General features: G+C 68.5%; 16 protein-coding genes. 4 read left to right on the top strand and 12 right to left on the bottom strand.

Annotated elements, in window-relative coordinates:
* Genes priA through hisD form a run of 5 tightly spaced genes read right to left on the bottom strand, consistent with a single transcriptional unit; the run spans nucleotide 1 to nucleotide 4482 of the window.
* Complete coding sequence (priA, locus tag ACZY0B_RS07680; RefSeq protein WP_463763461.1) at nucleotides 1–735, bottom strand: bifunctional 1-(5-phosphoribosyl)-5-((5-phosphoribosylamino)methylideneamino)imidazole-4-carboxamide isomerase/phosphoribosylanthranilate isomerase PriA; 735 nt, start codon at nucleotides 733–735, stop codon at nucleotides 1–3.
* Complete coding sequence (gene hisH, locus ACZY0B_RS07675) at nucleotides 736–1356, bottom strand: imidazole glycerol phosphate synthase subunit HisH (protein ID WP_463763460.1); 621 nt, start codon at nucleotides 1354–1356, stop codon at nucleotides 736–738.
* Entirely contained in the window at nucleotides 1353–1985 is a 633-nt protein-coding gene (gene hisB / locus ACZY0B_RS07670) for an imidazoleglycerol-phosphate dehydratase HisB (protein ID WP_463763556.1), read from the bottom strand. The genes hisH and hisB overlap by 4 nt, the downstream gene beginning before the upstream one ends.
* Nucleotides 1970–3169 carry a histidinol-phosphate transaminase gene (locus tag ACZY0B_RS07665; protein ID WP_463763458.1) on the bottom strand — a complete coding sequence of 400 codons (1200 nt, stop codon included), beginning with the start codon at nucleotides 3167–3169 and terminating at the stop codon, nucleotides 1970–1972. The genes hisB and ACZY0B_RS07665 overlap by 16 nt, the downstream gene beginning before the upstream one ends.
* On the bottom strand, nucleotides 3166–4482 hold the full coding sequence (hisD, locus tag ACZY0B_RS07660) for a histidinol dehydrogenase (RefSeq protein WP_463763555.1): 1317 nt from the start codon (nucleotides 4480–4482) through the stop codon (nucleotides 3166–3168). The genes ACZY0B_RS07665 and hisD overlap by 4 nt, the downstream gene beginning before the upstream one ends.
* 122 nt (nucleotides 4483–4604) lie before the next feature.
* Between hisD and ACZY0B_RS07655 the strand changes: the two genes are divergently transcribed.
* Entirely contained in the window at nucleotides 4605–5015 is a 411-nt protein-coding gene (locus ACZY0B_RS07655) for a nitroreductase family deazaflavin-dependent oxidoreductase (protein ID WP_463763457.1), read from the top strand.
* 126 nt (nucleotides 5016–5141) lie between these two features.
* On the opposite strand, the gene ACZY0B_RS07650 is transcribed toward ACZY0B_RS07655, so the two are convergent.
* Nucleotides 5142–6170: an alcohol dehydrogenase catalytic domain-containing protein gene (locus tag ACZY0B_RS07650; protein ID WP_463763456.1), complete on the bottom strand. Its 1029-nt coding sequence runs from the start codon at nucleotides 6168–6170 to the stop codon at nucleotides 5142–5144.
* A gap of 41 nt (nucleotides 6171–6211) precedes the next feature.
* Between ACZY0B_RS07650 and ACZY0B_RS07645 the strand changes: the two genes are divergently transcribed.
* On the top strand, nucleotides 6212–6796 hold the full coding sequence (locus tag ACZY0B_RS07645) for a TetR/AcrR family transcriptional regulator (protein ID WP_463763454.1): 585 nt from the start codon (nucleotides 6212–6214) through the stop codon (nucleotides 6794–6796).
* A gap of 1 nt (nucleotide 6797) precedes the next feature.
* Here ACZY0B_RS07645 and ACZY0B_RS07640 read toward each other — a convergent pair whose 3' ends face one another.
* The 4 genes from ACZY0B_RS07640 to nadA form a co-directional block, all read right to left on the bottom strand.
* Nucleotides 6798–7580 carry an enoyl-CoA hydratase/isomerase family protein gene (locus ACZY0B_RS07640; RefSeq protein WP_463763453.1) on the bottom strand — a complete coding sequence of 261 codons (783 nt, stop codon included), beginning with the start codon at nucleotides 7578–7580 and terminating at the stop codon, nucleotides 6798–6800.
* Nucleotides 7581–7666: 86 nt separating this feature from the next.
* On the bottom strand, nucleotides 7667–8521 hold the full coding sequence (gene nadC, locus ACZY0B_RS07635) for a carboxylating nicotinate-nucleotide diphosphorylase (RefSeq protein WP_463763452.1): 855 nt from the start codon (nucleotides 8519–8521) through the stop codon (nucleotides 7667–7669).
* Nucleotides 8521–10089 (bottom strand): L-aspartate oxidase, encoded by a 1569-nt coding sequence (locus tag ACZY0B_RS07630; protein WP_463763451.1) that lies wholly within the window; start codon nucleotides 10087–10089, stop codon nucleotides 8521–8523. Before ACZY0B_RS07630 ends, nadC begins: the two co-directional genes overlap by 1 nt.
* Nucleotides 10086–11135: a quinolinate synthase NadA gene (gene nadA / locus ACZY0B_RS07625; RefSeq protein ID WP_463763450.1), complete on the bottom strand. Its 1050-nt coding sequence runs from the start codon at nucleotides 11133–11135 to the stop codon at nucleotides 10086–10088. The genes ACZY0B_RS07630 and nadA overlap by 4 nt, the downstream gene beginning before the upstream one ends.
* A 46-nt stretch (nucleotides 11136–11181) precedes the next feature.
* On the opposite strand from nadA, the gene ACZY0B_RS07620 reads away from it, so the two are divergent.
* Entirely contained in the window at nucleotides 11182–11904 is a 723-nt protein-coding gene (locus ACZY0B_RS07620; RefSeq protein WP_463763449.1) for an NUDIX hydrolase, read from the top strand.
* A gap of 111 nt (nucleotides 11905–12015) precedes the next feature.
* Nucleotides 12016–13356 carry a lipase family protein gene (locus tag ACZY0B_RS07615; protein WP_463763448.1) on the top strand — a complete coding sequence of 447 codons (1341 nt, stop codon included), beginning with the start codon at nucleotides 12016–12018 and terminating at the stop codon, nucleotides 13354–13356.
* Here ACZY0B_RS07615 and ACZY0B_RS07610 read toward each other — a convergent pair.
* On the bottom strand, nucleotides 13351–14001 hold the full coding sequence (locus ACZY0B_RS07610; protein WP_463763447.1) for a DUF2567 domain-containing protein: 651 nt from the start codon (nucleotides 13999–14001) through the stop codon (nucleotides 13351–13353). The genes ACZY0B_RS07615 and ACZY0B_RS07610 overlap by 6 nt on opposite strands.
* Nucleotides 13998–14225, bottom strand: a complete 228-nt coding sequence (gene bsaP, locus ACZY0B_RS07605) for a biotin synthase auxiliary protein BsaP (protein ID WP_463763446.1) — start codon at nucleotides 14223–14225, stop codon at nucleotides 13998–14000. The genes ACZY0B_RS07610 and bsaP overlap by 4 nt, the downstream gene beginning before the upstream one ends.
* Nucleotides 14226–14237 lie beyond the last annotated feature (12 nt).

The following is a 14237-nucleotide window of genomic DNA, read 5'->3' as shown; positions in this document are numbered from 1 at the left end:
CTACGCCCGCACCGCGTCCAGTGCCTGCGGCAGGGTGAACCGCCCGGCATACAGCGCCTTGCCGACGATAGCGCCCTCGACGCCGCGGTCGGTCAGCGTAGCGATGGCGCGCAGGTCGTCCAGGCTCGACACGCCGCCCGACGCGATGACCGGGGCGTCGGTACGTCCGGCGACGTGGGCCAGCAGGTCGAGATTGGGACCGCCGAGCGTGCCGTCCTTGGTGACGTCGGTGACGACGAACCGCGAACATCCTTCGCCGTCAAGGCGTTCCAGCACGTCCCACAGGTCACCGCCATCGGTCTCCCAACCGCGACCGCGCAACCGGTGCTGGCCGTCCACGATCTGGACATCCAAGCCGACGGCGACCTTTTCACCGTGCTCGGTGATCGCCCGCGCGCACCACTGCGGGTTCTCCAGCGCCGCCGTGCCCAGGTTGACCCGGGCACAACCGGTAGCCAGTGCCGCGGCCAGCGAATCGTCGTCGCGGATCCCGCCGGACAGTTCCACCAACACGTCGAGCTTGCCCACCACCTCGGCGAGCAGTTCGCGGTTGGAGCCACGGCCGAATGCGGCGTCCAGATCCACAAGATGGATCCAGTCGGCGCCGTCGCGCTGCCAGTTCAGCGCCGCATCCAGCGCGGAGCCGTACTCGGTTTCGCTGCCGGCCTTGCCCTGCACCAAGCGCACGGCACGACCTTCGACGACGTCGACAGCGGGTAACAAAAGCAGTGGCATCTACAGTCCCTCAACCCAGTTGCTCAATACGGCCGCACCGGCATCCCCGCTCTTCTCCGGGTGAAATTGGGTGGCGGCCAGCGGCCCGTCCTCGACCGCGGCCAAAAACGGCACCTGATGGGTGGCCCACGTCAGCACCGCCTCCGGCGAACCCTCCCACCGCTGCGCGGCGTAGGAGTGCACGAAGTAGAACCGGGCGGACGCATCCAGCCCCTTGAAAAGTCGACTGCCCGAGCCGGATTGCACGACATTCCAGCCCATGTGCGGGATCACCGGGGCGTCCAGCCGGGTCACGGCACCCGGCCACTGCCCGCAGCCCGACGTCTGGACCCCGAATTCAACGCCGCGCGCGAACAGGATCTGCATGCCGACGCAGACTCCGAGCACCGGGCGTCCGGCGGCCACCCGCTCGGCGATGATCCGCTCGCCCGCGATCTTGCGCAGCCCGGTCATGCAGGCCTCGAACGCACCAACGCCGGGAACCACGAGCCCGTCGGCGGCTGCCGCCGCGCGGGCGTCGGCGGTGACTTCCACCGTCGCGCCCACCCGCTGCAGCGCACGCTGAGCAGACCGCAGATTGCCCGAGCCGTAGTCCAGAACGACGACCGATCGTGTTGTCACAAAACACCTTTGGTGGACGGCACTCCCGACACGCGGGGATCGGGTTCAACCGCCTGGCGCAATGCGCGCGCCACGGCCTTGTACTGGGCCTCGGTGATGTGGTGCGGGTCGCGCCCGTACAGCACCCGCACATGCAGCGCGATGCGGGCGTTGGCCGCCAGCGATTCGAACACGTGCCGGTTGATCACGGTGTGATAGGGCACTGAGTTTCCGGCGATGGTGGTGTGTTGCAGGTGATCCGGCTCGCCGGTGTGCACACAGTACGGGCGGCCCGACACGTCGACCGCGGCGTGCGCCAGCGTCTCGTCCATCGGGATGAAGGCGTCCCCGAACCGGCGGATGCCCTTCTTGTCGCCGAGGGCCTGACCGAGCGCCTGTCCGAGCGCGATCGCGGTGTCCTCGATGGTGTGGTGTCCCTCGATCTCGACGTCGCCCTTGCTGCGTACGGTCAGGTCGAAGCTGGCGTGGCTGCCCAACGCGGTCAGCATGTGGTCGTAGAACGGCACACCGGTGTCGATGTCTACCTGCCCGGTGCCGTCGAGGTCGAGCTCGACGACGATGTCGGATTCCTTGGTGCGGCGCTCAATTCGTGCGCGACGGGTCGCAAAAGTGGTCACGGTGCTCCTAATACATGGTCGCGACCCGCTGCACGCGGCGTCGCCGCGCTTGCGATCGCTCCTACGGGGCTGGGATCGGCTGGGGCCAGCTCGGTGGCGGCGACCTGGGCGCTCGCTTCGAGGAAAGCGTCGTTCTCGTCGGCCAGCCCGATGGTGGTGCGCAGGTAGCCGGGAAGGCCGACGTCGCGGATCAGAACGCCAACGTCCAGGTAACGCTGCCAGGCAGTGGGCGCGTCGGCGAATTGGCCGAACAGCACGAAGTTCGCGTCGCTCGGGATTACCCGAAAGCCCAAGCGGGTCAGGGCCGTCGAGACCCGTTCACGCTCGGCGATCAGGGTGGCCACGCTGCCCAGGGTGTCGTCGGCGTGCCGCAGCGCGGCCCGGGCCGCGGCCTGAGTGACCGACGACAGGTGGTAGGGCAACCGCACCAACAGCATCGCGTCGATCAGCGCCGGCGTGGCCACCAGATAACCGAGCCTGCCGCCGGCGAACGCGAACGCCTTACTCATCGTGCGGCTGACCACGAGCCGGGTCGGATACTCCTCGATCAGCGCCACCGCACTTGGCTGCGACGAGAACTCGCCGTACGCCTCGTCGACGATCAGGATGCCCGGAGTCACATCGAGCAGCCGGCGCAGGTCCGGCAGCGAAATGCTTTGTCCGGAGGGGTTGTTCGGGCTGGTGACGAACACCACGTCGGGTTTGCGTTCGGTGATGGCGGCGACGGCCCCCTCCACGTCGAGGCGGAAGTCGTCGGCACGGGCGGCCTCGAACCATTCGGTGCGAGTGGCGTCGCAGATCAGCGGGTGCATCGAGTAGGACGGCACAAATCCGATCGCGCTGCGCCCCGGCCCACCGAACGCCTGCAGCAGCTGCTGCAGAATCTCGTTGGAACCGTTGGCGGCCCACAGGTTTTCCACACCGAGCGGGGTGCCGGTTTGCGCGGTGAGATAGCTCGCCAGATCGGTGCGCAACGCGACCGCGTCGCGGTCGGGGTAGCGGTGCAAGTCCGCTGCGGCCTCCTGGACGGACCGGACGACATCGTCGACCAGCGCCTTGCTGGGCGGGTGCGGATTCTCGTTGGTGTTCAACCGCACCGCAACCGCCAATTGCGGCGCTCCGTAAGGCGATTTGCCGCGCAGGTCGTCACGCAGCGGCAGATCGTCGAGGGTGACCTGCCGTTCGGATGCGGTCATCGTTCGAACCTCCGCCGTACCGCCTCGCCGTGCGCCGGCAGGTCTTCGGCTTTCGCGAGCGTGACCACATGACCGGAGACGTCTTTGAGGGCCGCCTCGGTGTACTCCACGACATGAATTCCGCGCAGGAAGGTCTGTACCGACAGGCCACTGGAGTGCCGGGCGCTGCCCGCGGTCGGCAACACGTGGTTGGATCCAGCGCAGTAGTCGCCGAGGCTCACCGGCGACCACGGGCCGACGAAAATGGCTCCGGCCGAACGTATTCGGCTGGCGACGCGCGCCGCGTCCACGGTCTGAATCTCGAGGTGTTCGGCGGCGTACGCGTTGACCACCTTGACGCCGGCGTCCAGGTCGTCGACCAGGATGATGGCCGATTGCGGCCCACTCAGCGCGGTCGTCACCCGATCGCGGTGGACCGTGGTCTGCAGCTGGGCCGCGACTTCGGTGTCGGTGGCCGCCGCCAGGTCCGCGCTGGCGGTCACCAGCACACTGCCCGCCATCTCGTCGTGTTCGGCCTGGCTGATCAGGTCGGCGGCGACATGCGCGGGATCGGCGGTGTGGTCGGCGAGGATGGCGATCTCGGTCGGCCCGGCCTCGGCATCGATGCCCACCAGTGAGCGGCAGAGCCGCTTGGCGGCCGTGACGTACACATTGCCCGGCCCGGTGATCAGGTCGACCGGCTCCAGTTGCGCGCCATCGGTGTCGACGCCGCCGTAGGCCAGCAGCGCCACCGCCTGCGCGCCGCCGACCGCCCACACCTCGTCGACGCCCAGCAGCCGGGCCGCGGCCAGGATCGTCGGATGCGGCAAGCCGTCGAAGCGGGCCTGCGGCGGGCTGGCCACCACCAGCGACTCGACACCCGCGGTCTGCGCCGGCACCACGTTCATCACCACGCTGGACGGATACACCGCATTGCCGCCGGGCACGTACAGGCCGACCCGCTCGACGGGGACCCACCGCTCGGTGACCGTCGCGCCCGGCCCGAGCACGGTGGTGACGTCGGTGCGGCGCTGGTCGGCGTGCACGGCGCGGGTGCGCTCGATCATCACCTGCAGCGCGTTGCGGACGTCGGCGTCGAGTTCGTCCAGCGCGGCCTGCAACGCGGACCCGGGCACGCGCACGGCCGCGGGGCGCACGCCGTCGAACGACGCGCCGAATTCCAGGGCCGCCTCGGCCCCGCGCTCGGCGACGGCCTGCACAATCGGCCGTACTCGCGGCAACACCGACTCCACGTCTGCCCCACCACGCGGCAAGGCGGCCCGCAGCCGGCCGGCCGTCAGCTCCGCGCCCCGCAGGTCGATGCGGGCCAGCACAGAGGGCGGTGAGGCAGTCACAGCGTCCATTGTCCCAGAGGAACTCAAATCAATATCCGACCGGTACAGTGCCGGTAATCAGGCCCACGGCCGCGTTAACTACGTTCCGCAAGGGAGCCGGCATGTCCACAAAGGATCACCCGAACAACGCCCCGGGCATCCCGATGGTGTATCCGACGTGGTTCGAGAACTTCCAGGTCAAATACCTCAACCCGGCGCTGAAGCCGATCGCGCGGTTCCTGCCCGGAACGGGCACCATCGAGCATCGCGGCCGCACGTCGGGCAAACCGTACAAAACCATCGTGACGGCCTACCGCAGCGGCAATGTGCTGGCGGTCGCGCTGGGTCACGGCAAGACCGACTGGGTGAAGAACGTGCTGGCTGCCGGGCAGGCTGACCTGCACTTTGCCCGCAAGGTCGTGCATATCACCAATCCCCGCATTCTGCCGGCCGGTTCCGACGGCACCGGCCTGCCCCGGCTGGCGCGTCTGCAGTTGCGCCGCATGGCGGTTTTGGTCAGCGACATCGCCTGAGCGGGCGGCTTCCAGCGTCGAGTGTGCGCTCAGGGCTATGAGTGTGCGCTCAGGGCGCCCAGGACGCACAGCCGACGCCAAGGATGCGCACTCGACGGAGATGGCGGGGCTAACCGGCGCTGAGGGCTAGGCCCTGGTGAAGACGGTCTTGCCGGTCATCGTCGGCCATACCGAGGGCGCGTCCGCCCAGGGCACCACCCGGTCGACGGCCGGTGCCAGATCGCAGCCCCCGGCCAGCAGTTCCAGCACCGCAGGAATGGCCGAACGCGCATTGACCCGCCCGGTGACAAACCGCACCCCGCGGGTGTACATCGGCAACAGCGGCATCTCGACCATCGGCTGGTAGTAGACCCCGGTGTCGGTGCACACACCGTCCGGCCAGGTCGCACGCAGCGTCGCGGCCAGCAGCGACGGGTCGGCTGAGGTGTGCACGGTGACCGGATACGGCTCCCACGACTTGTCCGGCTTGATCCGATCGTGGACGACCGCGCCAAGCTTTTCGGCTGCCGCCAGGCGGCGAACGTCGTGGTCGACGTAGTCGACACGGGCTCCCAGCGCGGCCGCGAACGCCGCCGCGTACAGCCCGATCGACAGCTTGCCGATCACCAGCACCCGGCGGTCGGCCGGATCGAGCGCGGCCAGTTCGGCCGCATACGGCCCGACCGCCCGCCATCCGTCGGGAATGTTGTCCGACAGCGAGGCAATGGCATTAGGCTGCAAGCTATCCGGGGCGGAGACCAGCATCGCGTCGGCGTAGGGCACCAAGACCAGATCCGACATGAATCCCCCGCCGTTCAGACCGGCGAGCGGGCCGAGACCATACATCGCCATCAGCGGCACCGAGCCACACGAGCCTGTCGCGCCGCGGCGGCAGTGCGCGCAGTTACCGCAGCTGATCTGGAACGGCACCACCACCCAGTCGCCCGGCCGGACGGTGCCTACGGCGTCGCCGACGGCTACGACCTCGGCCAATCCCTCGTGCCCGACGGCGTATCCGGGCGGCAGCGGCGCCTGGCCGCGGGCGACCGCGACGTCGAGGTCGCAGCAGGCCACCGCCAACGGCCTGACCACTGCTTGTTCCGGTGCGATGATTTCCGGCTCGGGCACGTCGCGCCACGCATACCGTCCCGCGTCTTCAAAGGTCAGCTGCCTCATCTCAGCATTCTTGAGTGATCTTTCAAGTATTGTCAATAGCTGTGCCCAGACCCGACCGCAGCCGCGCAGCACTGATCGAGCGCGCTGCCACCCTGTTCCGGCGCCAGGGCTATGCGGCGACCGGACTCAACCAGATCCTCGACGAGGCCGGCGTCAAAGCCGGTTCGATGTATCACCACTTCCCACAGGGCAAGCAACAGCTGGCCGCCGCGGTCGTCGACAGTGCCGGGGCGGGGATCGAGCAACTACTGCGCAGATTCCTCGCCGGCGACCGGGCAGTGGCCGACGTCGTCGATCGGTGGATCGACCTGCTGGTCGCGGGACTTGCCGGCGACCAGCGTGACGGCTGCCCGATCGAGCCGATCGCCACCGAGTCCGTCAACGCGAGTCCACTGGTGCGCGCGGCTTCAGCGCGTGCCTTCCAGGGTTGGTGCGCGGCAATCGAGGATCGGCTGCGCTCCGAGGCCTGGGCCGACCGGGACGCGGAAACGGTTGCGCTCGCGGTGATCTCATTGATCGAGGGAGCGCTGATCCTGTCTCGGATCGCGGGCGACCCGGCCGCGCTGAACGCCGCCAAACCCGCGGCACGCTCGTTGCTGAACGGCCGGCGTCAGGTCAGCGATTGATTCAGGCGAACTTTGCCGCGCGTTTGTTCAGGAACGCGTCGATCCCTTCGCGGCCGTCGGCGTTGTCGGCGCATGCCGCGATAGTCCGGCCCTCGATCTCCATTTGTTCCTCCAGGCCATTGCCGAAGCTCATCATCAGCAGCTTCTTCACGGCTGCGCTGGAAGCTTTTGCCGCGGAAGCCATTTCAGCGGCCAGCTGGTCGGCACGACCGGCCAGATCGGCGTCGGGGACGACTTCGGTGACCAATCCCCACCGCGCTGCCTCCGGGGCCGACAGCCGACGGTTGGTGAGCATCAGTTCTTGGGTGCGACGCACACCGATGAGTCGCGGGAGGTAGTACGACGAGCTGCCGTCCGGGCTCAGCCCCGCCTTGGTGTAGGCCATCGTGAACGACGCAGACTCCGCAGCCAGCACGAGATCCCCGATCATCGCGAGGCTGAACCCCGCCCCCGCCGCCACGCCGTTGACCGCAATGATCAGCACGGCGTCCATTCGCGCGAACGTCGAGATCGCGCGGTGCAGGTCGTCGGCGATGCTCTTGACGAATCGTCCCGCACCCAGAGGGGATGCCGCCATCGCCTTCAAGTCGCCCCCCGCGCAGAAGAAGCGTCCCGCGCCGGTGAGCAGCACCACCTTCGTCTCGGCGACGTCGCATCGCACAGCGGCGTCCGCCAATTCTGCGGCCAGCGCATCGTTAATCCCGTTGGCCGCTTCCGGCCGGTTGAGCACGATTCGTGTGAAGGGTCCGGTCTGCGCGAGCGTGAGCGTGTCGTAAGTAGTCATCGGCTGCGACATTAACTGCCGGTCACGCTGGTGCGGCCGCGACCCGTACTCGCCGCCCGCAGCGGAGCAATGAGCTCCGAGTTGACCTACATGTCCAGACCGATATCGAGCACGCGTACCGAGTGGGTCAGCGCGCCGACGGCCAGATAATCCACCCCGGTCGAGGCGTAGGCCGCCGCGGTGTCCAGGCTGAGCCCGCCCGAGGACTCCAGCAGCACGGCCGGCGCGCGGGAGTCGCGGCGCTGCACGGCCATCTGCGTCTGCCACACCGGGAAGTTGTCCAGCAGAATCAGCTCCGGCTTCTCGGGAAGCACCTCGTCGAGCTGCTCGAGCGAGTCGACTTCGACCTCGCACGGCAGATCGGGGGCGGCCTCGCGCACCGCCCGCAGCGCCTCGACGACCGATCCCGCGGCCGCGACATGGTTGTCCTTGATCAACGCGGCATCGCCCAGCCCGAGGCGATGGTTGACCCCGCCGCCGATCCGCACCGCGTACTTCTGCAGGGCGCGCAGCCCCGGCAGCGTCTTACGGGTATCGCGGACCTGGGCCTTCGTGCCGCTCACGGCGTCCACCCAGGCTGCGGTCGCGGTGGCGATGCCCGACAGGTGACAGACCAGGTTCAGCATCGTCCGCTCGGCGGTCAGCAGGCCGCGGGTCTCCGCCCGCACGGTCAAGACGGGCTGGCCGGGTTGCACGTGAGCGCCGTCCTCGACGCGGCTGAGCACCTGGTAGCGGTCGGCGCCGAGCACCTCGTCGAGCACCAGCAAGCCGACGTCCAATCCGGCGATCACGCCCGGCTCGCGGGGCACCATCGACGCCGTCGCCGCGCCGGCCGGCACCGTGGCGAGCGTGGTGATGTCGGGCCCGTAGTGCAGATCCTCTTCGAGACCACGCCGAACAATGTCACGAGCGGCGGCCAGTTCGGCGTCGGACAACGTCATCAGGACACCGCCGCCAGGGCTTCGGCGCACACCGTGTCAGCGAGCCGGACCACGATGCTGCGGGCCTGTTCCGGCGCAGTCTCGGGGTACTCCGCACGGTGGTGGCAGCCCCGGCTTTCGTTGCGGGCCAACGCCGCGGCGGCCACCGCCCGGGCGGTCAGCGTCAGCGCCACATCCTCGAAATCGCGACGGCCCTCGACGCTGCGAACCCGCGCCCTGGACAACGTGTCGGACAGGCGCTGCAGCCCCGCGGCGTCGCGTACCACCGACGCGTCCCGCGTCATCGCGGTTTGCAGTTCACGGCGCTTCGACGCGGTGTGAGTGATCGGCTCGGGCGCGGTCGCGGGCATCCGCCCGGCCGCCAGCGCGTGCACAGCCGCGGCCTTCCCGGCGCGACCACCCACCACCAGACCTTCCAGCAAGCTGTTGGACGCCAAGCGATTCGCGCCGTGCATCCCGGTGCGGGCCACCTCGCCGGCGGCGAACAACCCGGGCAACTCGGTTTGACCGTGCACGTCGGTGACCACGCCGCCGCAGCTGTAATGCGCACCGGGAACAACCGGGATCGGTTGATTGACCGGGTCGACGCCGGCGGCCCGGCACGCGGCGGTGACGTTGGGGAATCGGGCCTCGAAACCCTCGATCCCGCGCGCGTCGAGGTAGACGCATTCATCGCCGGTGGCCTTCAACCGCGCGTCGATGGCTCCCGCGACCACATCGCGCGGCGCCAGGTCACCCATCGGATGAACTCCCGCGGTTACCGAATTGCCTTGCCGGTCAACCAGTACCGCACCCTCGCCGCGAATGGCCTCGGTGATGAGTGGCCGACGACCACCGGCTTGGCCGCCGAACAACATGGTGGGGTGGAACTGGATGAACTCGAGATCGCTGATCGGGACGCCGGCCCACAAGGCCAAAGCGATTCCGTCGCCGGTGGACCCGTCGGGATTGGTGGTCGCGCTGTAGAGATGTCCGAGCCCGCCGGAAGCCAGGATCACCGAGGGCGCGGTGATGATCCCGACGCCGTCCGGATTGCCCACGGCCACCCCGGTCACCGCGGTGCCGTCGTGCAGCACTCGCAGCGCCACGTGGCTGGTGCGAACGTCCAGCGTCCGCGCGGCGTGGTCGAGCGCTCGCTGGACCTCGGCACCGGTGGCGTCGCCGCCGGCGTGCACAATGCGGCGTCGCGAGTGCCCGCCTTCGCGGGTCAATGCCCACCGGCCCGGCACCGATTCGTCGAATCGCGCGCCATGCCCGACCAATTCGGTGACCGCGCGGTACCCGTCGGCGACGATCGAGTACACGGCTTGGGGATCGCACATGCCCGCGCCCGCCGCCAGGGTGTCGGCGACATGGGCGTCGACGGAGTCCTCGTTGTCCGGCAGCACGACCGCGATACCGCCCTGGGCGTAATGCGTTGCGGTGACACCGTGGGTCTGGTCGGCCTTGCTGAGGACGACGACGTTGCGCCCGGCGCGATGGGCGGCCAGCGCGGCCGCCAATCCCCCGACGCCCGTACCGATCACCACGACGTCGGCGTCGTGTGTCCAGGCGGGCCGGGTCGTCATTCGCCGCCGCCCGGCTGGCCGATCTCGATCATCCGCTGCACGCTGCGCCGGCCGGCCGCCGCGACATCCGGGTCGACGTGGACCTCGTCCGCGCCTTCCACCAGGCAGCGCAGCAGCGCACCGGGGGTGATCATCTTCATGTATTTGCATGAGGCGCGGTCGTTGACCGCGCGAAAGTCGACTTCCGGTGCGGCTCGGCGCAATTGGTGCAGCATGCCGACCTCGGTGGCGACCAGGACCTTGCGGGCGCGTGTCTCGTGCGCCGCGTCCAGCATGCCGCCCGTGGAAAGGATCTTCACCCGGTCGGCGGGAAAGGCTCCTTCGCCGGCGAGGTACAAGGCCGAAGTGGCGCAACCGCATTCGGGATGCACATAGAGTTCGGCATCGGGATTGGCGCGGGCCTGCTCGGCGAGCTCGTCGCCGTTGATTCCGGCATGTACGTGGCATTCGCCGGCCCACACGTGCACGTTCTTGCGGCCCGTCACCCGGCGGACATGCGCGCCGAGAAATTGGTCCGGGCAGAACAGCACCTCGCGATCGGGGTCGATCGACTCGACCACCTCGACCGCGTTGGACGAGGTGCAGCAGATGTCGGTCAGCGCCTTCACGGCTGCCGTGGTGTTGACGTAGGAGACGACGACGGCGCCGGGGTGCTCGTCTTTCCAGGCGCTCAGTTCGTCGGGAGTGATCGAATCGGCCAGCGAGCAACCGGCCCGCTGGTCGGGAATGAGCACGGTCTTCTCCGGGCTGAGGATCTTGGCCGTCTCGGCCATGAAGTGCACGCCGCAGAACACGATGGTGTCCTCGGGCGCATCGGCGGCGATCCGCGACAGCGCGAGCGAATCTCCAACGTAGTCGGCGACGTCCTGAATGGCGGGTAGCTGGTAATTGTGCGCGAGCACGGTGGCGCCGCGCAGTTCCGCCAGGCGGCGAACCTCGCCGGCCCACTGCTCGTCGCCGTCCACGCCGCCATAACCGGTGGGGGAATTGGTGATGCTGGCAACCATGTCTTCGGCGAGCGTGTCCATGCGATTCATCACCGTCACGGCGGCTCCTTTCGACCGAGGAGGTTTTCGACTTATAATCGAAAACATGCCCAATGGTAGCACCGCCCATGAAGTGCTAGCGGTTGTGTTCCAAGTTCGCCAGGCCACCGAGCAGGTTAAGGGAGCCTCCCGAAAAGGAAAACCGCAGCTAAACGTGCTGTTATGGGAGCGTGCGCGCGATCCGCAACGGGGCACCTGGTCACTGCCCGGCGGACGACTGCGCAACGACGAGGACATGATCACCTCCGTGCGGCGCCAGCTGGCCGAAAAGGTGGATCTGCAGGAGTTGGCTCACTTGGAGCAGCTCGCCGTGTTCTCCGACCCGCACCGCGTGCCGGGTGCGCGGGTGATCGCCTCGACATTCCTTGGCCTGGTGCCATCCCCCGCCACGCCCGAGCTGCCGCCCGACACCCGGTGGCACCCGGTCAGTGCGCTGCCGCCGATGGCGTTCGACCACGGCCCGATGGTGACGCACGCGCACGCCCGACTGGTCGCCAAGATGTCGTACACGAACATCGGATTTGCTTTGGCGCCAAAGGAATTTGCACTTTCCACATTGCGCGACATCTATGACGCGGCGCTCGGCTATCAGGTCGACGCGACGAATCTGCAGCGGGTGCTGGCCCGCCGCGGCGTGATCACGCAAACCGGCACCATCGCGCAGTCGGGTCGCAGCGGCGGCCGACCGGCAGCTCTGTACCACTTCACCGAAGCTGCGCTGCGGGTCACCGACGAATTCGCCGCGCTCCGGCCGCCCGGCCAGCCTTGACCAGCGTCACTCCCGGCCGCTAGGCAAGAATGGGCTCACCGCCCGGCCATTACATTTTGGTTACCGCCCGTTCATGCGCGAAAATGCTGGGTGGCCTAGAAGGGATCCTGAATGGTTGAACTCGGCAATTTGGCAGGCACTGACGGTGCGGAGTGGATCGGTCGGCCGCCCCATGAGGAACTGCAGCCCAAGTCGCGCCCGCTGCTGCCCTCCGACGACCCGTTCTACCAGCCACCTTCCGGCTTCCAACACGCCGAGCCCGGGACGGTGCTGCGCTCCCGCGACGTCGAGTTGGCGTTCCTCGGCCTGATCCCGCAGCCGGTTTCGGCTACCCAGCTGCTCTACCGGACGACAGACATGAACGGCGTTCCCGAGGCCTGCGTGACCACGGTGATCGTCCCGGCCGATCGCGTTGTCGGGCAGAGCGGCCCGGTGCTGTCCTACCAGTGCGCGATCGACGCCATGTCGTCGCGCTGCTTTCCGTCCTACGCACTGCGCAGAAGGTCGAAGGCCCTCGGTTCGATAGCTCAATTGGAGCTGTTCCTGGTGGCTGCCGCCGTCGCCGAAGGCTGGGCGGTCTCGGTGCCCGACCACGAGGGCCTGCAGGGTATGTGGGGCGCGCCCTACGAACCCGGCTACCGCATCCTGGACGGGATTCGGGCCGCCATGAACTGTGACCGGCTGTCGCTGTCGCCGTCGGCGCCCGTCGGGCTGTGGGGGTACTCCGGCGGCGGCCTGGCCAGCGCCTGGGCCGCCGAAACGTGTGCCGACTACGCACCAGAGCTGGACATCGTCGGGGCAGTGCTGGGATCGCCCGTCGGCGATCTCGGCCACACCTTCCGCCGGCTCAACGGGGGCGTGTTCGCGGGCTTGCCCGCGATGGTGGTCGCCGCGCTCGCGCACGTCTACCCCGACCTGAACAAGGTCATCAAGGAGCACACCAACGACGAGGGTCAGGCCCTGCTGAACCGGCTGCACACGATGACGACGGTCGGTGCCGTGCTGCGGATGGCCGGCGAGAACATGGGCGACTATCTCGACGAGCCGCTGGAGGACATCCTGTCGTCACCCGAGGTGTCGCATGTCTTCGAGAGCATCAAGCTGGGCGTCGCAACACCGGCCCCGCCGGTGTTGATCGTGCAGGCCGTGCACGACTACCTGATCGACGTCCACGACATCGATGCGCTGGCCGACGCGTATTCGGCCGGCGGCGCCAGTGTCACCTACCACCGCGACGCGTTCAACGAGCACATGCTCCTGCACCCGCTGTCCGCGCCGATGACGCTGCGCTGGCTCACCGACCGGTTCGCCCGCCGACCGGTAAACGACCACCTGATCAGGACCGTCTGGCCGACGATGTTCCACCCGATGACCTACGCCGGCATGATTCGCCTGGGCGTCATCGCGGCCAAGGTCCTGACCGGACGAAAGATTCGTCGCCGCCCGCTATGAGACGGAGGCTTCCGGCTCCATCGGCAACGTCTGCGATGGCTGATCGGTAAGCCCCGAGCTGCCCAGGTCGTCGTGCGCACTTCCGGCCGCCATTACGGCATACACCAGCGCTGCGACGCCGGCGGGCCACAACAGCGTCGTGACCACCTGTAGCAGCCCGAGTCCGAAGAACACCGGCGGCGCCTCGATGACGTAGGACACCGCCGGACTTCCCAGCAGCGGTACCTTGTCGACGTCCAGCGCGCCGTAGCGCAGCAGGACCAGCACCGCCCCTACCGCCGCGGCCACCGCGGCGGCGCCCACCATGCCGATCGTCAGCCCGATGACCATGCCGGGCCCGCGAAGGCGGCGGCACTGCCACACCAGCACCGGCGCGACGACCGCTAGCACCGTCAACAGACCCAACATCAGGCATGGCACGTCGAAGAAGTGCTGGGACTCGGTACCCAGGTACTCATGCACCCGCTCGCCCGCGTGAGTCATCGCGACCACCAGGTGAATCGGCGGAGCCATCCACGCCCACAGGCCGCCGACCAACACCCCGGTCGCCGAGAGTCCAAGTGCCACAAGCAGAATCGCGCGCAGTCGCGACGGGGCGGCGCGGCAAGCGGACTCGGGAGCCGCGGGCGCAGCGGGTTCTGTCACCGCTGAGTCTCCAAGTCCGACGAGTCGACCTCGCCGTGCCGTGAGCATCGCGCCCGCCAGCCGTCGGGGCGAACCTGGACGATCATCCGGCGCCCGCATTCGGCGCAAAAGCGCGGGGGTTCAAGGCCCAGCTGGGCCGCGGTGGGCACGGTCGTACCCCCCAATTCCCCGGTATAGACGTTGTAGACCCCGGCGCTGACCGGAGCGCCCAGATCTGGCACCACAAGACTCCAACC

The sequence above is a fragment of the Mycobacterium sp. IDUB_19 genome (assembly GCF_055419445.1).
This window is presented reverse-complemented; position numbering and strand designations above follow the sequence as displayed.